Annotated in this window: 20 protein-coding genes; 9 read left to right on the top strand and 11 right to left on the bottom strand. The window is 61.8% G+C overall.

Annotated elements, in window-relative coordinates; all coding sequences use genetic code 11:
* Window positions 1-75 precede the first annotated feature (75 nt).
* Together M0639_RS07115 and M0639_RS07120 are read right to left on the bottom strand one after the other, a co-directional pair.
* Complete coding sequence (locus M0639_RS07115) at window positions 76-2,142, bottom strand: ABC transporter ATP-binding protein (RefSeq protein ID WP_003944426.1); 2,067 nt, start codon at window positions 2,140-2,142, stop codon at window positions 76-78.
* Window positions 2,139-3,872, bottom strand: a complete 1,734-nt coding sequence (locus M0639_RS07120) for an ABC transporter ATP-binding protein (RefSeq protein ID WP_064074658.1) — start codon at window positions 3,870-3,872, stop codon at window positions 2,139-2,141. Before M0639_RS07120 ends, M0639_RS07115 begins: the two co-directional genes overlap by 4 nt.
* A gap of 320 nt (window positions 3,873-4,192) precedes the next feature.
* Here M0639_RS07120 and M0639_RS34920 point away from each other — a divergent pair, with 320 nt between their 5' ends.
* The 6 genes from M0639_RS34920 to M0639_RS07140 all read left to right on the top strand — a co-directional run bounded on the left by M0639_RS34920 (window position 4,193) and on the right by M0639_RS07140 (window position 8,658).
* Window positions 4,193-4,315: a hypothetical protein gene (locus M0639_RS34920; RefSeq protein ID WP_003944443.1), complete on the top strand. Its 123-nt coding sequence runs from the start codon at window positions 4,193-4,195 to the stop codon at window positions 4,313-4,315.
* A 210-nt stretch (window positions 4,316-4,525) separates the two neighbouring features.
* Window positions 4,526-4,648: a hypothetical protein gene (locus M0639_RS34925; RefSeq protein WP_019749478.1), complete on the top strand. Its 123-nt coding sequence runs from the start codon at window positions 4,526-4,528 to the stop codon at window positions 4,646-4,648.
* Window positions 4,649-5,010: 362 nt separating this feature from the next.
* Window positions 5,011-5,157 carry a hypothetical protein gene (locus tag M0639_RS07125; RefSeq protein ID WP_197486180.1) on the top strand — a complete coding sequence of 49 codons (147 nt, stop codon included), beginning with the start codon at window positions 5,011-5,013 and terminating at the stop codon, window positions 5,155-5,157.
* A gap of 240 nt (window positions 5,158-5,397) precedes the next feature.
* Window positions 5,398-6,903: a GGDEF domain-containing protein gene (locus tag M0639_RS07130; protein ID WP_231915014.1), complete on the top strand. Its 1,506-nt coding sequence runs from the start codon at window positions 5,398-5,400 to the stop codon at window positions 6,901-6,903.
* A gap of 40 nt (window positions 6,904-6,943) precedes the next feature.
* Window positions 6,944-8,179: a formate-dependent phosphoribosylglycinamide formyltransferase gene (gene purT, locus M0639_RS07135; RefSeq protein ID WP_064074660.1), complete on the top strand. Its 1,236-nt coding sequence runs from the start codon at window positions 6,944-6,946 to the stop codon at window positions 8,177-8,179.
* On the top strand, window positions 8,176-8,658 hold the full coding sequence (locus tag M0639_RS07140) for a DUF456 domain-containing protein (protein WP_007726816.1): 483 nt from the start codon (window positions 8,176-8,178) through the stop codon (window positions 8,656-8,658). Before purT ends, M0639_RS07140 begins: the two co-directional genes overlap by 4 nt.
* Here M0639_RS07140 and M0639_RS07145 read toward each other — a convergent pair.
* Together M0639_RS07145 and M0639_RS07150 are read right to left on the bottom strand one after the other, a co-directional pair.
* Entirely contained in the window at window positions 8,562-9,401 is an 840-nt protein-coding gene (locus M0639_RS07145) for an amidohydrolase family protein (protein ID WP_223304639.1), read from the bottom strand. The two genes, M0639_RS07140 and M0639_RS07145, sit on opposite strands and share 97 nt — an antisense overlap.
* Before the next feature lie 109 nt (window positions 9,402-9,510).
* A complete protein-coding gene (locus M0639_RS07150; protein ID WP_003944405.1) occupies window positions 9,511-10,908 on the bottom strand; it encodes an FAD-dependent oxidoreductase in 1,398 nt (465 codons plus the stop codon).
* Between the two features lie 230 nt (window positions 10,909-11,138).
* Between M0639_RS07150 and M0639_RS07155 the strand changes: the two genes are divergently transcribed.
* The 3 genes from M0639_RS07155 to M0639_RS07165 are packed head-to-tail and all read left to right on the top strand — an operon-like array spanning window position 11,139 to window position 13,259.
* Complete coding sequence (locus M0639_RS07155; RefSeq protein WP_064074662.1) at window positions 11,139-11,564, top strand: Rv0361 family membrane protein; 426 nt, start codon at window positions 11,139-11,141, stop codon at window positions 11,562-11,564.
* 46 nt (window positions 11,565-11,610) lie between these two features.
* Window positions 11,611-12,039 carry a rhodanese-like domain-containing protein gene (locus M0639_RS07160; protein WP_007726822.1) on the top strand — a complete coding sequence of 143 codons (429 nt, stop codon included), beginning with the start codon at window positions 11,611-11,613 and terminating at the stop codon, window positions 12,037-12,039.
* The gene (locus M0639_RS07165) at window positions 12,036-13,259 is read left to right on the top strand and encodes an O-succinylhomoserine sulfhydrylase (protein ID WP_197486181.1); all 1,224 of its coding nucleotides are present in this window, start codon (window positions 12,036-12,038) and stop codon (window positions 13,257-13,259) included. Before M0639_RS07160 ends, M0639_RS07165 begins: the two co-directional genes overlap by 4 nt.
* Window positions 13,260-13,302: 43 nt before the next feature.
* On the opposite strand, the gene M0639_RS07170 is transcribed toward M0639_RS07165, so the two are convergent.
* The 7 genes from M0639_RS07170 to M0639_RS07200 all read right to left on the bottom strand — a co-directional run bounded on the left by M0639_RS07170 (window position 13,303) and on the right by M0639_RS07200 (window position 18,961).
* Window positions 13,303-13,899, bottom strand: a complete 597-nt coding sequence (locus M0639_RS07170) for an alternate-type signal peptide domain-containing protein (protein ID WP_047269470.1) — start codon at window positions 13,897-13,899, stop codon at window positions 13,303-13,305.
* Entirely contained in the window at window positions 13,899-15,494 is a 1,596-nt protein-coding gene (locus tag M0639_RS07175) for a signal peptidase I (RefSeq protein WP_197486182.1), read from the bottom strand. Before M0639_RS07175 ends, M0639_RS07170 begins: the two co-directional genes overlap by 1 nt.
* Before the next feature lie 5 nt (window positions 15,495-15,499).
* A complete protein-coding gene (locus tag M0639_RS07180) occupies window positions 15,500-16,057 on the bottom strand; it encodes a SipW-dependent-type signal peptide-containing protein (protein ID WP_197486183.1) in 558 nt (185 codons plus the stop codon).
* Window positions 16,058-16,085: 28 nt separating this feature from the next.
* The gene (locus tag M0639_RS07185) at window positions 16,086-16,730 is read right to left on the bottom strand and encodes a signal peptidase I (protein WP_063314823.1); all 645 of its coding nucleotides are present in this window, start codon (window positions 16,728-16,730) and stop codon (window positions 16,086-16,088) included.
* A complete protein-coding gene (locus M0639_RS07190) occupies window positions 16,727-17,293 on the bottom strand; it encodes a hypothetical protein (protein WP_064074665.1) in 567 nt (188 codons plus the stop codon). The genes M0639_RS07185 and M0639_RS07190 overlap by 4 nt, the downstream gene beginning before the upstream one ends.
* Before the next feature lie 4 nt (window positions 17,294-17,297).
* On the bottom strand, window positions 17,298-17,855 hold the full coding sequence (locus M0639_RS07195; protein WP_064074666.1) for an alternate-type signal peptide domain-containing protein: 558 nt from the start codon (window positions 17,853-17,855) through the stop codon (window positions 17,298-17,300).
* Window positions 17,856-18,145: 290 nt separating this feature from the next.
* Window positions 18,146-18,961: an HAD-IIA family hydrolase gene (locus tag M0639_RS07200; RefSeq protein WP_003944345.1), complete on the bottom strand. Its 816-nt coding sequence runs from the start codon at window positions 18,959-18,961 to the stop codon at window positions 18,146-18,148.
* Window positions 18,962-18,967 lie beyond the last annotated feature (6 nt).

Genomic DNA, 18,967 nt, shown 5'->3' on the forward strand with positions numbered 1-18,967 from the left:
CTGACCCGACGGTAACGTGTCGAATCGATCAGGTGTGCTCCGGGGCACTGTGTCCACCGAGGGAGGCGCCGATCACTAGACGGCGGCACCCTCGAACTGAGCGTTGTAGAGACGGAAGTACGCGCCCGCCGCTGCGATGAGTTCGTCGTGTGTGCCCTGCTCGACGATCTTGCCCGCCTCCATCACGACGATCAGATCGGCGTTACGGATGGTGGAGAGCCGGTGCGCGATGATGAAGCTGGTCCGCCCGACGCGCAACGCGGACATTGCTTGCTGCACAAGCTGTTCCGTACGTGTGTCGACCGAGCTCGTCGCCTCGTCGAGAATCAGCAGCGACGGCTCCGACAGGAATGCACGAGCGATCGTGATGAGCTGCTTCTCGCCGGAGCTGATGTTCGACGCCTCCTCGTCCAGCACGGTGTCGTACCCGTCCGGGAGGGTGTGGATGAAGCGGTCGACGAAGGCAGCGCGTGCGGCTTCGTGAATCTCGTATTCGCTGGCGTCGAGTCGGCCGTATGCGATGTTGTCGCGGATCGTGCCGCCGAAGAGCCAGGTGTCCTGCAGAACCATGCCGACGTGCTTGCGCAAGTCGGAGCGGCGCATCTGCGAGATGTCGACGTCGTCGAGAGTGATTCGGCCGGAGTCGACTTCGTAGAAGCGCATGAGCAGGTTTACCAAGGTGGTCTTGCCGGCACCGGTGGGCCCGACGATGGCGACCATCTGCCCGGGCCGGGCCGTGAGGTACACGTTCTCGATCAACGGCTTGTCCGGCTCGTACCGGAACGAGACGTTCTCGAACTCGATGTGACCGACGTTGCGATGACGTCCGGCGGGCTCGGGGAGAAGCGGCACGTCGATGTCGGGCGACTGCTCGGGTTCGTCGAGAAGCTCGAAGACCCGCTCCGCCGACGCGGCTCCGGACTGCAGGCTCGTCGACATGGACGCGATCTGCGTCAGTGGCTGGCTGAACTGGCGCGAATAGACGATGAAGGCCTGAACGTCACCGAGTGACATGTTGCCGCTGGCGACCTTGAGAGCGCCGACCACAGCGAGCAGCACGTAGGTGATGTTTCCGACGAAGTTCATGACCGGCATGATCAGGCTGGAGAGGAACTGTGCGCCGAAGGACGCGTCGAGGAGCTTCTTGTTCTGCTCGGCGAATTCACGCTCGGCTTCGGCCTGATGCCCGTACACACGTACCAGGTCGCGACCGCTGTAGTTCTCCTCGATCTGCGCGTTGATCTTGCCCGTCTCGGTCCACTGAGCCTTGTACAACACCTGTGCTCGCTTGGCGACCCTGGCAACGAGGAGCACCGATACCGGCACCGCGATCAGTGCGATCAGGGCGAGCATCGGAGAGATGACGAACATCATCGTCAGGACGCCGAGGACGGTGAGCACCGACGTCAGGAGCGAGGTCAACGTCGACGACAGCGTCGACGAGATGTTGTCGATGTCGTTGGTGACGCGGCTGAGGATCTCGCCGCGCGGTGTCTTGTCGAAATACGGAAGGGGGAGACGGTGAAGCTTCGCCTCCACCGAGGCACGCAGGTTGTAGATGGTCTTCTGGACGATGATGTTGAGGAGGAATGCTTCCAACCAGGCAAGCAGCGACGAGAGCAAGTACACGCCGATCGCGAGCATGACGACCTTGCCGATGGCGTCGAAGTTCAGACCCACACCGGGAACGACGTCGGTCGAGTTGGCGACAAGATCGGCGAACGTCGAATTCCCTGATGCCCGGATGGCGTCTGCGGCCTGCTCGCGGGTCAGTCCGGCGGGCAGGCTCTTGCCGATGAACCCGGCGAAGATGAGGTCTGTCGCGTGACCGAGGATTTTCGGCACTGCGACCGACAGCGCGATGCTGGCGATCGTCGCAACGACGACACAGAAGACTGCAAACTTGTGCGGCTGCAGAAGCGAGAGAAGCCGCTTCATCGTCGCCTTGAAGTGGCGAGGTTTGGTGTCCGTCGCGGTCAGCGCGGGCTTCGGCTCTTTGTCGGGGGTCTCGGGGTTACTCGACTTCGCATCGCCGTCCGCGGATTCAGGTTCGCTCGGGATCTTGGCGAACACCACCGTCGGGGCATCGTCGAAGTACTGGCTGTTGGGGCCGCCCCATGTCGGGTCCTGCGGGCTGGTCATGCGCTCATCTCCGCGGGAATCTGGGAAGCCACGATCTCTTGGTACGTCGGACAGTTGGCCAGAAGGAACTGATGGTCGCCGAGGCCGACCGGCGCACCGTCTTCGAGGACCATGATCTGGTCGGCATCGATGATGGATGCGACGCGTTGAGCCACGATGATGACCGTCGAATGAGTCGAAACCGTCCGGAGTTCGCGTCGGACCGCGGCGTCCGTATGCATGTCGAGAGCGGAGAACGAATCGTCGAAGACGAAGATCCGGGGTCTGCGGACCACCGCTCTGGCGATGGCGAGACGTTGTTTTTGTCCGCCCGAGAGATTGCCGCCGCCCTGGGCGATCGGTGACTCGAGACCGTCGGACAGCTCCCGGACGAAGTCGTCTGCCTGGGCGATGGTGAGGGCTGCCCAGATGTCGTCGTCGGTGGCGGTCGGGTTTCCGTAGCGGATATTGCTCGCGATCGTGCCGGCGAACAGATAGGCCTTCTGGGGCACGTATCCGAAGTTGGCGAAGAGTTCGTCCTGATCCCAGCCACGGACGTCCAAGCCGTCGACCAGGACGGCGCCGGCTGTGACGTCGAAGAGCCGGGGGATGAGTGAGACGAGGGTCGATTTGCCACTGCCCGTACTGCCCACGATCGCGGTGACCGTGCCTGGCATGCATCGCATCGAAACATTCGACAGAACCGGCGTTTCTGCTCCTGGATACGTGAATCCGGCTCCACCGAACTCGACCACGCCGTATGGGCTGGTCGGGCGAAGGGGCTGGGCCGGCGCGGGCACGGTCGCCTCGGTGTCGAGTACTTCGGTGATGCGGTCGGCGCACACGGCGGCGCGGGGGATCACGACGGCCAACATGGTCGCCATGACCACCGACATCAGGATCTGCATGACGTAGGCGAGGAAGGCGCTGATCTGTCCGATCTGCATGTCCCCGGTGTCGACCAGATGCGCGCCGAACCACAGGACCGCCACGCTCGACAGGTTGGCGATCAACATGACGGTGGGCAGCAGAACCGCCTGGTACCGGCCGATGAGGAGCGAAGTGTCGGTCAGTTCCTTGTTGGCCTTGTCGAAGCGGATCGTCTCGTCGGGTTCGCGAACGAAGGCGCGAATGACACGCATACCGGTGAGCTGTTCGCGCAGTGATCGATTGATGTTGTCGATGCGCGTCTGCATCGTCCGGAAATGCGGGATCAGCTTGGCCACCACGACCGAGACGGTGATGCCGAGCAGTGGCACCGAAATCGTCAGGAGCCAGGACATCTGCAGGTTCTCGCGCAGAGCCATGACGATGCCGCCGATGCACATAAGTGGGGCGCTGACGAGCATCGAGGACGTCAGCATGACCAGGGCCTGGATCTGCAGGACGTCGTTGGTGTTGCGTGTGATCAGCGTCGGCGCACCGAAACTGTTGAATTCGCGATCCGAGAAACTGCCGACTGCCTTGTAAAAGGCGCCTCGAACGTCGTGGCCGAAGCCCATCGACGATTTTGCAGCCAGATAGGTCGATGCGACCGACGCGATGATCGACGCAAGCGAGACCAGGAGCATGATCCCGCCGGTGGACATGATGAATCCGGTGTCGCCTCGGGCGACGCCGTCGTCGATGATCCGCGCGTTGAGTGTGGGGAGGACCAACGACGCGATGGCCCCGAAGAGTTGCAGTGCGAGGACCCCGGCAAGCAACCAGCGGTACGGCGGCAGGTACGTCTTGAGGAGTTTTGCTAGCACGACGGTTCCCGGTGAGTTGCCTCGGTTGCCGCTCGTTCGCGATTGATCACACGCACACGGTATGACAGATCGCGGTCGAGGTTGGCACCGACTCTGACGATTGCATCCTTTTGTCCTAATTGACTGTGATCTCGAACACACTCGAATTCGAGATTGGATTCAGGTCACAGCACCTGAACTGCAGGTTTACATATTCATCCAATGTGTCACGTTTTCGATTGGACAGAAACAAACTGGACGTACGTATTTAGCTTGGCTACAAAGACGTGCAGCGAACAAAACGTGCGCCGCGTCATAGATATTCATGCAAGGAGTCACATATGGGATCCCTCGGAAACCTCCTCAAGGCCAACGGTATGGGCTGGGGCATTCTCCAGCTTCTGCCCCTGGTCAACATGCTCAAAACCCTTCAGGGGCTGGACACCGCGAGCTCGAACTCCTGACGTTCGACCTCGAGAAATCTTCCGAAACAACACAGGAGTAGTCGCATGACCTCGATTCAGAATCTCGACGCCTTCCTCAAGAGCGTTCTTGCATTCGTGACCAAGTTGAACGCGGGATCGGCAGACGGCTCGGGTTCGGCCGGTTCGGCCGCCGAGTAGTTCTCGGTCCTCACTTCATCTCAACTGCATTCCGACAAAAGGAGGCCCGACATGGGTTCATTCGAAGACTTCAGCGGCGTCGTCAAGACGTTCATTCCGGTGCTCAAGGACCTGTTCACGGCACTCGGTGGTGGCTCTCTCACCCCTGGGACGGGATCGGCGGCCGATAAGTAAGTCCAGTTTGTCCGAAAGTGTGGCTCGCAGTTGTCTGCGGGTCACACTTTTAGGCTTTTCACTGTGAGCTAAATCACATTATGGGACATTCTAGAGGGTGAATTTGCGCTTTGAACTGCAATTATCCGTAAAGGTGTGACCGAAAGTCCTTATTGATAGCTATTAGGTAGCTAGACAAGTGTGGAAAGCCGGTCTATAAATGCAGGCAGCGCCAAGTAAGTGCGCTACATCACAGCTCGGGATGTTGTTCGGGGGGCGGTTCAGCCATCCGTGCGGCAGAAGTTCCCGAACCATCTCGGCCACCGCCTGCGGCCGGAATGGCGCTGGAACATCACACCACCTCACATACAGGAGAACCTCCTATGTTCGGATCACTCAGCACCCTCGGACCCCTGCTCACCGCGCTCGGAGCTTTCCTCAAGTCCGTTCCCACCGAATCGCTGTCCGGCAAGGGCGAGGGCTCGTCCACCGGTTCACTCTCGGGTCTGTCCAGCGGATCCGCCGATTAGTCATCCCTTCCGGCAGGTCCATTCGGCTCTGCCGATCGGATTGCATGCAGGTGCCCTCTGTCCACTGTCGTGGCCGGAGGGCACTCGCGTTTGCGGAGATGGTCGCAGCTGCCGTTTTGGCATGTGAACACAGAACTGCGAGTGGCAGCACCTGCGTACGATGGTTCGACGACATCGGCATACGGTCACCGCGACGTCCGGTGCTCCCGAATTCAGAGGTAGCCGACCGCGAGGTGACGCGTGATAGGGACGAGTCGCTTTCTGCGCCTTCTCCTAGTGCTGGCCGTTGTACTTGCGGCATCGTTGATCGGCATCCTCACGCGCCCACCAGGTTTGCTCGCGACATTCTGGTGCGCCAACGCCATTCTGCTGGGAATGATGGTCAGATGGCCGGTCCTGATCGAATGGCGGACGTGGATCGCCGCGGCCGTCGGATACGTCTGCGCTGACCTGATTACGGGCAACTCGCTGTCGCTTGCCCTGCAGCTGAACGGGGCCAACCTCGCCGGAGTGACGCTCGGTGTTCTCGTTCTGTACTACTTGAAGCGCACACCGTTCCGATTGGTCGATTCGCAGTCGCTGGTATGGATGGTCTTTGTCTCGTTCGTCGCGGCGACTGGTACCGCGGCCACGGCCGGCGCCTTGGACCGGCTCTTACGCGGTCAGTCCTTTGCCGACACGTTTTTCCACTGGGGTGCCACCGAGGTCATGGCGTACCTGCTGGTCCTTCCTCTCATTCTCACTCTCACCATCCCGTCGAGCCTTGCCGAGTTCCGCAGGAAACTGACCGCCAGAACTGTCGCCGCTCTGAGCGTTCCGCTACTCGCCACTGCAGCCTGCGTGCCGATCGCCCTCAGTATCGAAGGGCCGATTGCGCTGGTCTTGCCGATTCCAGCTCTCCTCTGGTGTGCCACTCGCATCTCGGTTCCGAGCACTGCCTTCGTTTCAGTGGTCTGGTCGGTGTGGTCACTCATGATGGCGGGTAGCGGTCGACTCGACATCGGAGATCAAGCCGCCTCGACGTGGAACGAGGACGTCATCACATCCATAGCGGTCACGCTGATCGCGTTGGGGCCGATAGCGGTTGCCTGTGCGACCGAGGAACGCCGTGCTGCCGAGCGTGAGCTCTTCCTTGCCGTCGAATTCGACCATCTGACCGGGGTCCTCTCGCGCGGTGCGTTCCTCGGCCACGCGGAAGCGGAACTTGCCGACGCGGCTCGCACACAATCTCCGGTCGGCCTGCTGATGCTCGACCTGGACCACTTCAAGAGCATCAACGACACGCATGGACATATGACCGGTGACAGCGTTCTCGCGAACTTTGCCGAGCGGGCCGCTGACCGATTGTCGGACGGCGATCTGATCGGAAGGCTCGGCGGCGAGGAGTTCGCCGTTCTGCTTCCGGACTGCAGCTACGCGCGAGCAATCGATGTCGCCGAGGCGGTCCGCGGCGCGCAAGTCGAGTACTCGGCCGAATCAGATGTGACGAGCACCGTCAGCGTCGGCGTCGCGTGGGTCGATCATGCGACGCCGGCGCTGTCGACCCTCATGAGCGTCGCAGACGAGGCTCTGTACGACGCCAAGCGTGCTGGGCGCAACCTCGTGAAAGTGCACCGCGTCGGCAACGACACCGTGCCGCAACGGAATTCCGAGCCGGACACTGCCACCCGCACCTATCGCAAACCTGCGCTACCCCGAACGATCCGGCGAGGATTTGGCCGCGAAGGTGTGGTGGACGGCCGATAACCGCGCTGACCTGCATCGGGATTGGCATATAGTCGCACCCATGCAGCTTGATTCGACGCCTTCGCCCCTGCCGACGCTTCCGCTCCGATTCGGAACCCCACTGACCGAGAACTCCATCCGCGTGATGATGTTGGGATCAGGCGAGTTGGGTAAGGAAGTTGTCATCGCGCTGCAGCGTCTGGGCGTCGAAGTGATTGCGGTGGATCGGTATCCCGATGCCCCTGGGCACCAGGTGGCTCATCGTGCTCATACCGTCGACATGACCGATCCGGAAGCACTGCTTGCCGTCATCGAGTTGGAAAAGCCTCACTTCGTGGTTCCCGAGATCGAGGCCATCGCGACGGATGCGCTTGCACTCGTCGAAGAACGCGGGGGTGCGGTGGTCATTCCGACCGCCCGAGCCACCCAGCTCACGATGAACCGTGAGGGAATCCGTCGGCTCGCGGCCGAGGAGTTGGGCCTGCCCACTTCGCCGTACGCTTTCGCGGACTCGCTTGCCGAAGTGCAGGCAGCGACAGACCGAATCGGTTTCCCGTGCGTCATCAAGCCAGTCATGTCCTCGTCGGGGAAGGGACAGTCGACGGTTCGATCCGCCGAAGATCTCGACGCCGCATGGGATTACGCGATGGCCGGAGGTCGTGTGAATCACGGCCGGGTGATCGTCGAAGGCTTTGTCGATTTCGATTACGAGATAACGCAATTGACAGTTCGAGCCGTCGGTGAGAGCGGTCAGGTCGAGACGTCGTTCTGCGAACCGATCGGGCACCTGCAGGAGGCCGGAGACTACATCGAATCGTGGCAGCCGCAGCAGATGTCCGCGGTTGCCCTCGCCTCGGCCCGAGACGTCGCCGAGAAGGTGACCACGGCTCTGGGCGGGCGAGGCATCTTCGGCGTCGAGCTATTCGTGAAGGGCGACGACGTCTTCTTCTCCGAAGTGAGCCCACGGCCGCACGACACCGGATTGGTGACTCTGCGGACGCAGCGACTTTCGGAGTTCGAACTGCATGCCCGCGCGATCCTGGGCTTGCCGGTCGACACGACGCTCACGTCTCCAGGAGCATCGGCAGTGATCTACGGCGGAGTGGAGGCAAAGGGGATCGGATTCGACGGCGTCGCCGAGGCGCTCGCGTTTCCCGAGACGGACCTGCGGCTCTTCGGCAAGCCGGAGAGCTTCACGCGTCGTCGCATGGGTGTTGCAGTGTCGACGGCCGCCGATGTGCCTACTGCACGCGACCGTGCTCGCGAGGCTGCGTCGAAGGTGCGTCCCGTCGGATGAGTCCAGCGGCCGAGGTCCTCGTCGGGCTGGTCATCCTGGTCGGTCTGATCGGTGTCGTCGTTCCGATTCTCCCGGGGACGCTTCTCGTTTTCGGTGCAATTCTGGTGTGGGCGATCATGACCGGTGGTGCCACGGCGTGGACGGTGTTCGCGCTGTCCACGCTGGCACTGGTGGTCACCGGGATCGTGAAGTACACGTGGCCGGGCAAGCGGATGAAGTCCGGGGGAGTGCCCAACCTGTCGGTGGTGGTCGGCGGCGTCGTCGGCATCATCGGGTTCTTCGTGATTCCGGTCGTGGGGTTGTTCCTCGGATTCATCGTTGGAACGTATTTCGCGGAACTAGCGCGGCTGCGCCGTTACGACATCGCTTGGTCGTCGACGCTTCACGCGGTGAAGGCAGTCGGATTGTCCATGCTGGTGGAACTGTTCGGAGCGCTGATCGCGGCGGGGCTGTGGCTGGGAGCCGTTGCGTTCACCTGAGCGCAGCGGTACCAGGAGCGGGCGTTGTCGCACATGACCGCGGGCAGGTCGTCGCCGACAGCGTCGGCGATCACGTCCAGGTCGTGGACCTCGAACGCTCGACGTGCCCGTGTACCGGGTAGATCGGTGCCGAACATCAGCGCAGCGGGATTGACCGCGTGGATCTGGCGCAGCACATCGCTGACGTCGGAGATGGTGGTGCGGCCGAACCCGGTGGCTTTGACGCGCACTCCGCGGTCGACGAGGTTGAGGAGATACGGCAGTCCGCGGGTGGACATTCCCAAGTGGTCGATGCTCACCGCGGGCAATTTGGCGAAGACCGGTTCCAACGACAGCAACAGCGTGGCATCGACGTAGAACTCGGCGTGCCAGCCGACCAGATCGAATGCGCGGTTGGCGAGATCGGCGAGCAGACGCAGGTCGGTGGCGCCGCGGCGCAGGTTGAACCGGACGGCACGTACTCCCAGTGCGTCCAGGGCAACGATGTCTTCATCCGTCGCATCGAGCGGCAAAGCAGTGACGCCCACCCAGCCTTCGCCGAGTTCGGACAAGGCAGCTTTCAGGTATTCCTGGTCATTGCCCTGGTACGACGCGGTCACCACCGCGCCGCCGTCAACGCTGAGGCCCTTCAGCGAGGCAATCCGGGCCCGGTAATCGGCCACGGTGAAGGGCTCAGGCAGGTACCCGTGATTCTCGACCAGCGGGAAGCGCGGGTCGATGATATGCACATGGGCGTCAAACACGGGGTCTATTTTGCCCTGTTGCCCTGGGTCCCTGCACACACCACCGGCCCGATGTGACCTGGGTCGCGTCGGGCCGGTGGAGGGCTTCTGTTCAGTTACTTCCGCGCACTCAGTTCGCGCGGTCGGGCTCGGATGCCTTCAGCATGTCGTGACGCTCGACGACCTTGATGCGCTCACGGCCCTCGGGCTCGCCCAGGCTGCGCTCGTGCGCGTCGAGGCGGTACCAGCCCTGCCAGGTCGTGTACGGAACCTGCTTGCCTTCGAGGAACTCGATGACTGCGTTCTCGTCGGGGTTCGCGGCGCCCGCGAAGTCGACGGAATCCTCGAGAAGATTCGCGACGGTTTCGTTGGCGTCGCCCTTGGTGTGGCCGATGAGGCCGACGGGGCCGCGCTTGATCCAGCCGGTGACGTAGGTGGCCGGCATGAACCGGGCTGCGCCCTCGGCGTTGTCGTCGGCGACGACGCGTCCGGCGTCGTTGGGGACGGTGCCGGCCTGGTCGTCGAACGGCAACTGCGTGATGTTCTGCGAGAGGTAACCGACGGCGCGGTACACGGCCTGGACATCCCAGTCCTTGTACGTGCCGGTGCCCTTGACGTTGCCGGTGCCGTCGAGCTGAGTGCGCTCGGTGCGCAGGCCGACGACCTTGCCGTCTTCACCGAGGATCTCCGTGGGAGATTCGAAGAAGTGCAGGAACAGCTTGTGAGGACGGGCTCCGACGTCGCGAATTGCCCAGTCCTGCAGCGTATTCGCAACCATGTCGACCTGCTTGGAGTTGCGGCGAGCCTGCTCGGAACCCTCGTCGTAGTCGATGTCCTCGGGGTCGACGATGACCTCGATGGTCGGCGAGTGGTCGAGTTCGCGCAGTTCGAGAGGGGTGAACTTGGCCTGGGCCGGGCCGCGGCGTCCGAAGACGTGAACCTCGACGGCCTTGTTGTTCTTGAGGCCCTCGTAGACGTTGGCGGGGATCTCGGTCGGCAGCAGTTCGTCGCCGGTCTTGGCGAGAACGCGGGCGATGTCGAGCGCAACGTTGCCGACGCCGAGGACGGCGACCTTCTCGGCTTCGAGCGGCCACGTACGCGGTACGTCGGGGTGGCCGTCGTACCAGGAGACGAAGTCGGCCGCGCCGTAGCTGCCGTCGAGTTCGATACCCGGGATGCCGAGCGCACGGTCGGCGTTGGCGCCGGTGGAGAAGATGACCGCGTCGTAGAACGACTGCAGGTCGTCGAGGGTGATGTCGGTGCCGTAGTCGATGTTGCCGAGCAGGCGTACCTGAGGCTTGTCGAGCACCTTGTGCAGGGCGGTGATGATGCCCTTGATGCGCGGATGATCAGGCGCGACGCCGTAACGAATCAGGCCGAAGGGCGCGGGCATGCGCTCGAAGAGGTCGATGCTGACGCCGCGGCCGGAAACTGCGGTGTCGGATTTCATGAGGGCGTCGGCGGCGTAGATGCCGGCGGGGCCGGCGCCGACGATCGCGACCCGGAGTGGGCGGTTGGAGTCAGTCATCGTGAGGACAGCTACCTTCTTCGAAGTTCGGACAACATATCGACAAGTATCCAATTTAGCCGAACCTAAGCACAGTGCCTCGGTTGCGGCCGAACGGATCCACACTCTCACTCGATCGGTTGTGGGTAAACCTATTCTTTCCTCCCATTCTCCTGTTGTCTCGGGTATCCGGGGTAGGGGCCTGATCCTTGACGGGCCACAATTTCAAGTTGTGGGGGACTATTGGCGTTATGAGTGACGAGCTGCGCGAATCCGACAACATCGATGGCAAGAAGGCGTCTGCGGGGCCGTTCCTCTTGGCTGTCGCCATCGTCGCCTTGATCCTGGGTGGAATCTTCGTCGCATCGTGGATCTCGCCGGCCGAGGAGAACGTCACCGAGTCGGACCGCGTGAGCCGCTCCGTCACCGACTACGTCGATGCCGAGAATCGGAATGACGCGGAGACGATCAAGACCCTGACCTGCGCGAGCTTCAATTCGAGCAACGGTCCGATGGCCGGCGTCGACGGGACGGTCGAGCTGAAGGGTGTGGACGGGGTCGTGGTCAACGGCGATCGCGCCCGGGCCGACGTGACGATCACCGGTGGCGGAGCGGGCGAGCGAGTCTCGACCTGGGCCCTGACCCGTGACGGCAACCGTTGGGTCGTCTGCAACTGACGGCCCGCTCAGGCGCTCACGGCAGTCTTGTGAAAACATGGACTACGTGAGTTACGCAGGCGATCTGACGCCGGAGCAAGCCTGGGAGCTGCTCCGCGAAAACCCCGACGCCGTGCTGGTCGACGTGCGGACCGATGCGGAGTGGAAGTACGTCGGTGTCCCCGATGTGTCCTCCCTCGGCAAGCAGGCCGCACTGATCGAATGGGTGAGCCACCCGACCGGCGCGCGCAATGACAACTTCGTCGACCAGTTGAAGGAAGCCGGCATCACTGCTGATTCCTCCGGGTCGGAGCGTCCGGTGATTTTCCTGTGTCGATCCGGACAACGTTCCATCGGTGCGGCGGAAGCTGCGACTGCGGCGGGCATCGGCCCGTCGTACAACGTGCTCGACGGGTTCGAAGGCGCATTGGGTGCCGACGGACATCGCGGACTTGTAGGTTGGCGGGCCATCGGCTTGCCATGGAGGCAGCAGTGAGCGGAATTCCCCAGGGTGGCGCATTTCAACGAGCGCTGCCGGACGACGTCGGTCTCGGCACTCTCGGAGTTCGCGGCGGACTGATGCGTACCGGGTTCGAGGAGACTTCCGAAGCGCTGTTCCTCAACTCCGGATTCGTCTACGAGAGTGCAGAAGCCGCCGAACAAGCCTTCACCGGCGAGGTGGATCATTTTGTCTACTCCCGCTACGGCAACCCGACGGTCAAGATGTTCGAAGAGCGCCTGCGTCTCATCGAAGGTGCAGAAGCGTGCTTTGCGACGGCCAGCGGAATGTCGGCAGTCTTCACGGCGTTGGGCGCACTGTTGGCCAACGGCGACCGATTGGTCGCCGCGCGCAGCCTCTTCGGATCCTGCTTCGTGGTGTGCAACGAGATCCTTCCGCGCTGGGGGGTCGAGGTTGTTTTCGTCGACGGTGAGGACAACGCGCAGTGGGAAGAGGCGCTGTCCGTGCCTACCACGGCAGTGTTCTTCGAGACTCCGTCCAACCCGATGCAATCTCTCGTCGACGTTCGACGGGTGTCGGAGCTTGCTCATGCAGCCGGTGCAAAGGTATTGCTGGACAACGTCTTCGCGACGCCGCTTCTGCAGCGCAGCCTCGATCTGGGTGCCGACGTCGTGGTGTACTCCGGCACCAAGCACATCGACGGTCAGGGCCGCGTGCTTGGTGGCGCGATCCTCGGTACCGAGGAATACATCAGCGGTCCCGTCCGAGAACTGATGCGGCACACCGGTCCTGCGCTCAGTCCATTCAATGCGTGGACTCTGCTCAAGGGCCTGGAGACGATGCCGGTCCGTATTCGGCACTCCGTGGCTTCGGCACTCGAGATCGCCGAATTCCTCGAAGGACACTCCGGCGTCAAGTGGGTCAAGTATCCGTACCTGACGTCGCATCCGCAGCACGAGCTCGCGAAGTCTCAGATGAGCGGTGGCGGAACGGTTGTCACGTTCGAGCTCGATGCGCCTGACGGAGAGGGCAAGAAGCGGGCGTTCGAGGTTCTCAACGGTCTGCGCGTCATCGACATCTCCAACAACTTGGGAGATTCCAAGTCGTTGATCACTCACCCCGCCACGACAACGCACCGGGCCATGGGTCCGGAAGGCCGTGCAGCAGTGGGTCTTACAGACGGCGTTGTCCGTCTGTCCGTCGGTCTCGAAGACACGGCTGATCTGTTGGCTGATCTGAAGCGAGCACTCGGCTGAATCGCTGGAGCGCCTTGCCTCGAACTTCCGACGGCAAGGCGTTCTACGGTGCGGGCGTGAGACCCAGTTGTTTGACGTCGATCGTCAACGCCGTCGTATTCAGTGTGAGACCTGAGCTTGTCGTGTCGGTGGGGTAGATCGTGAACAACACCTGCGCCGTCAGATTGGTGTTGTTCAGGGCCGACGTGACCGCGATGAGGTTCGGCGTCGGTGCTGTGCTGTCGTACAGCAGATTGTTGCTCTGATCCGTGACGTACGTGCGAAGGTCGATGTTGGCGGCCGCGAGCCCGCCGCTCAACTTGGTCTTGTCGACTGTCACGTTCGCTTTCAGACGTGGGCCGGTGGCCATCACCTTCGAATCGCAGAAATACGTGTAGTTGAATCCGGGCTTGAGCCGGTAGGTAGTGATGTCCGGGATATATACGAGTGGATTCGGATTGGTGGGCGCGTTGACGTAGACCTGCGAATACCAGCCCCCGCCGCTCGTGGTCACGCACGCTCCCAGATCCAGGGTCCCGGACTGGACAGCGGCGCTTGTCAGGGTCGCACTGTCGGTCCACTTCGCCAATGTGCCCGAACCGCCGAGCAATACGGCTCCGGCCGCGGCAACTGCCATGGCAGCTTTCGTTGTCTTTCTCATCACGGCACCAGCGCCTTGATCTCGTCCGGCAGTTCGCTCGGGGCAGGAGATTCGGCCCAGACTCCCGTTGACGTGTCGATGACGGTGACTCCGGAAGGGGTGATTACGTATAGCTGATCGGTACCGGTGAGCCAATGCAGGACAGCGTCGCTGTCGACGGTACCTCGATAGACTTCAGTACCTGATGAATTCGACACGGACACAACGGTTCCAGTGGAAGTCGAGAGCTTCTGTGCACTGTGACCGGTCGTGGTCACCGGGGTGCCGACGGGGGCCTCGCTCGGAGTGGTCGTGACTGGTGGCACCGTTGTCGTTGTCGTTGTCGTTGTCGTTGTGGGCGGCGGCGTAGTTGTAGTCTGTGACGAGGTGGTTGTCGACGGTGCAGTTGTGCTGGTGGTTGTCGACGGTGCAGTTGTGCTGGTGGTTGTCACAGCCGGCGCCAATGTCGTGGTGGGCGTGGTGGATGAGGCGGTCGTGGAAGTGACGGCCGTAGTAGGAGTGCTCGGAGCGTCTGCCGCCAGTGCCGGCGCTGCCGATCGACTGAGAGCAGATGTCCCGCTGATCGGACCGCCACACGAGTAGAGCAGGCCGACGAGAATGCTGAATTGGTAGCCGGAGTACGACGGCGTGACCGACGTGCCGCTCAGTCCATGGATTTCGATGTTGTAGGTGCCGACTATGAGCGGGAACGCGACTGTTGTACCGCCCGAGCCGTATCTCATGGAGCCTGTAGTAGACGTTGCGGTGTAGTCGTTCGACCCCAAAAGGTTTCCGCTGGCGTCGCGAGCGATGAGGCGGTATGAGCTTCCGACAGTCGCGGGCCAAGTGATCGTTACTGCGACCGGAACAACGAGCGCAAAATTCACCGCGCAACTGGCTGTGCTTGGCGACGTGGGAAAGGTTGCAGCAGTGCCGAACTGAATGCTTGTTGCCGCGGCTGTGTCGGTGTACCCCGCCTTGGTACCACCGATCTGGGACACACCGACCACCGTGAGACCGACCGTAGCCAAGGCGACGATGGCCTTGAGGGCATGGGAGTCGCCGCGTATGTCCTGACGATCCCGCTGAGGTTCCTCCGCGTCGGAAGCCTCACGTCGACGGAACGCGATGTACAGGAGCCCGCCGACGGCAATCGCACCAAGCACAAGCCCACTCGGTCCGGACAGCCAGACTGCCACGTATCCGAGGCGGTTGATGCTGAAGAAGACGCGATCGGCTTCGGTGATGACGTAGGGATCGGGATCGGCGATCGGATTTGCATCACCACGCAGTTGTGCGACGGCAAGGTTGTTGCCCTGCTGATCTATTGATTCCACACGATGGGTGATGCGCGTGCCTTGGCTGTCGGAGACGCTGACGATGTCACCGACCAGCACTTCCGAAGCAGGCACGGTGCGCGCGAATGCGAGAGCACCGGTATCGATCGTGGGTGACATCGATCCACTCCGAAAGATCAGCGGGGTGATACCGAAAGCCAGACCGGCGATGAAAATGATGATGGATACCAAGCCTGCGAGGGCTCCCAGGCTGAGCAGGACTTCCCGTACCCGGTTCTGCATCGAGGCCTTTGCATGTTTTTTCGTGTGTCGAGCCATTGCCATCACACCTTTGCCGTGAAGGTCAGGACGATGTTCGACGTGCTGTTCGTCGGCGGTGTCGGTGTTGTCGGAAGCTGCACCGAGACACATAAATTCTCGGTAGCCCCTACCGCCAGTGGGCGGTCGGGGCTACCGATGGCTTGATTCGCGGTGAGTGTCAGCGCGAGCGAGGACACGACGTTGGCGCCGTCAGTGCACTTGTTGGCAACAGTTCCGTTGGAGGAAACCGTCATTCGTAGAGAGGTCGTCAACGCACCACTACTCGTAGACGTGATGGTGTACTTCAGTGGGACAGTTGCCCCTGTGCCGAGGTTGTTGACCTTGATCAGAGCGGTATTCGAATCACCGGGAATCATTCCGGACTTGCCAAGCTCACTGAAATTCAGGGACTTGGTCAGGGTGGGCTGGGCAATGCTGTTCAACTGCAGATTGATCGACCCGGTCGTGATGTTGCCCGAAGTCGCAATCGCCGAAGACGTCCAGGCGGCGAGTGTAGTGACACCGCCGACACCCAGTACCATCCCCAAAGCGAGCAGCGCGCGAAAGCGCGTGCTGGTCAACAGGTGACGAATCCGATGGGCCGGACGGTCAGGGCGCGAGGGCATCGTGCTGGCCTTTCTCGATCTGGGCGGAGTCTGCGGGCGCGAAAGTTGCAGGGTCAGGAGCCAATCGGGCTCGAGCTCGCTCCTTCCGGCCGTCACGGATGCCGCTGATCATCATGTACGACGCGTACAGCAGTAGAGCGGTCACTACGATCACCACGATCACGGTGCGCTGCTCTCCCGTCAGCCAGGTGTTCACGTAACCGAGATAAGGCAGGCTGTACCAGACCTTTCCCCGGATCTGCACCGGCCGTACTTCCTTCTCGTCAGGCTCACCGTTCGCGTCGCCCTGGGTGATGAAAGTTCTTTCACCCTTCTGGTTTTCACTTGTGGCGATGATCCGGTGCGTGACGACGGTCGGCTGACCCGATTCCAGCTGGTACGTAATAGGTGTACCGATCCCCAGTTCGGACGGATCGACAGGTTTGACGACTACCAGTGATCCAGGGTTGTACGTCGGGCGCATCGAACCGGTCAGAATCGTGAAGCGCTGCGCTCCAGCAAAGAAGGGAACGACAATGGTTGCGACGATGACTGCCGAAATTGCCAGCAGCAGTGTCCAACTGACGATAGAGGTGATCCACCAGAGTGGGCCGGTGCGATCGGTGCGCTTCGTGGAGTGTTTTGTCATACCGGACCTGCCTGGAAGGTCAAGGTCGTGGTGCTTGTTGCACCTGAGACCGCCCCGACGCCTACCGTGAGTCGCAAGCACAGAATGTACGTACCGCCTGAGACCAGCGGACTCGGCATGTACGCCGGCGAAACCGGGTACTGCAGCGATGCATTCATCGATCCGGACGTCAGTGGGGTCACTGCCGGAGCCGCGGTGTTGACGCCGGCAGGGCAGGCGCCTTCGTTGGCGACTCCGTACGTGGTCAACGTGAATCCCGTAAGTGCGGTCGTCGACTGCATTCGCCATTGCAGAGGATCAGTCCCCGAATTCTTGACGGTGAGCGGTGCTTGCACCGTGTTTCCCGGGACAACGGGCGTCGCGGCCGTCGTCAAGTTCGCCAGGGTGTACGCCGCACTGGTTCCGGCAGATGTACCAACCGTGAGGTTGACGCTGGCGGCTGTCGCCGTACCGCCATTCGCGCTCGCCGAATCGGACCACAGCGCGAGCGACTGCTGTGACGATGCAAACACCGCTACAGCAGCCACCGCGACTGCGATCGCTCCCCAGACCTTTTTCCTCATGAAATTACGGGGCCGGTGTCAGTGCTGTCTGAGTGACGACCAACTTCATCGCCGACAAGTTCAGCGACTGGTTCTGCGCGACCTGATTGGCCACCTCGTTGAAGTTCAGCCGGACTCCGACGTGGACGATCGTTCCGTTCTGGGCTTTGGTGATCTGCGAAATCGGGTTGCCGCCAGTGTCCTTGATTGTCGTCACGGGCACGACAGCAGCGGCAAGCTCGGCGCTGTTCGCACCCGGAACGATTCCGGCCGTATCAGCGGTCAGAACAGCCGCGAGACGATCGCCCACTGCGGTCACAGTGACGTCGCAGGTGTATTCGATGCTCTCGGTGGTGACTATTCGGTAAGCCGAGCTGTTGGTGATCGCGGTCTTCGTCGGGTTGAGGGAGTTCCACCCGCCACCGACCGGTGCGCAAGAGCTCAGGTCGAGGGCGCCGGACGTGACGGGCCCGCCGCCACTGACGTCGGCCGAATCGCTCCAGACTGCGAGCGAGCCGGCACCGCCGAGGAGGAGGGCACCGGCCGCCGCAGCAGCGATCGCACCCTTGGTCTGCTTCTTCATGAAAATCTCATTTCATGTCTGGGACCCGAAATGGGGCCATTCAGACATGAGTATCAGACACGGCAAACGATTCGTTACCACTTTTCGAAAAATCAATTTTACGACTGGAGTCCAACTGTCACTCGGTGTCGAAATGATCTTTGACCTGCGTCTAACTACTCGTTTGTAAGTTTGGTGCGAATAAAACCGTTGGTTTGTTCAGTTGGACAAAGCGGACGAGTCGGAACCTGGCAAATCTGCTGTTTTTTACCAGTTAATTACCGAGTTTCGGTTTTGTTTTGCAATTTGAATCAATTGTTTGTGTTGCTACGAAATGGATCGGTTGTTGTTCCCACAAGATCGGCGACCGACTCGAGGACGATGGTCGGGCGGTAGGGATAGAGCTCTACCGACGCGCGGGTCGAGATCCCGGTCATCACCAGAATCGTCTGCAGTCCGGCTTCGAGGCCACAGACGATGTCGGTGTCCATGCGGTCGCCGATCATCAACGTATTGGCGGAATGAGCGCCGATGGACCGCAGGGCTGAGCGCATCATCAAGGCGTTGGGCTTGCCGACGTAGTAGGGATCGCGTCCGGTCGCCTTGGTGATGAGAGCGGCGACCGAGCCGGTGGCCGGCAGCGAGCCGTCTCGCGACGGTCCAGTGGCGTCCGGGTTGGTGGCGATGAACCGCGATCCACGCTCGACCAGGCGAATGGCGGTGGTGATTGCCTCGAAGGAGTACGTTCGCGTCTCGCCGAGGACGACGTAGTCGGGGTCGCTGTCCGTCAGGACGTAACCGATGTCGTGCAGGGCAGTGGTCAGGCCCGATTCGCCGACCACGTAGGCGCTGCCGCCCGGCCGCTGGTTGGCCAGGAACGTCGCGGTTGCGAGCGCTGACGTCCAGATCGACTTCTCCGGGATGTCGAGTCCCGAATTGAGCAGGCGTGCTCGCAGGTCACGCGGGGTGCGGATGGAGTTGTTGGTGAGCACCATGTACGGGATGTCGTTCGACGCCAGCTCTGCCAGGAACGTGTCCGCTCCAGGTATCAAGTGCTCCTCGTGGACGAGAACCCCGTCCATGTCCATGAGGTAGGTCCAACCGGTCTGATCTTCTGTACTGGTCATTACTCC

This window comes from Rhodococcus qingshengii JCM 15477 (assembly GCF_023221595.1).
In the GTDB taxonomy this organism is placed as follows: Bacteria; Actinomycetota; Actinomycetes; order Mycobacteriales; family Mycobacteriaceae; genus Rhodococcus_F; species Rhodococcus_F qingshengii.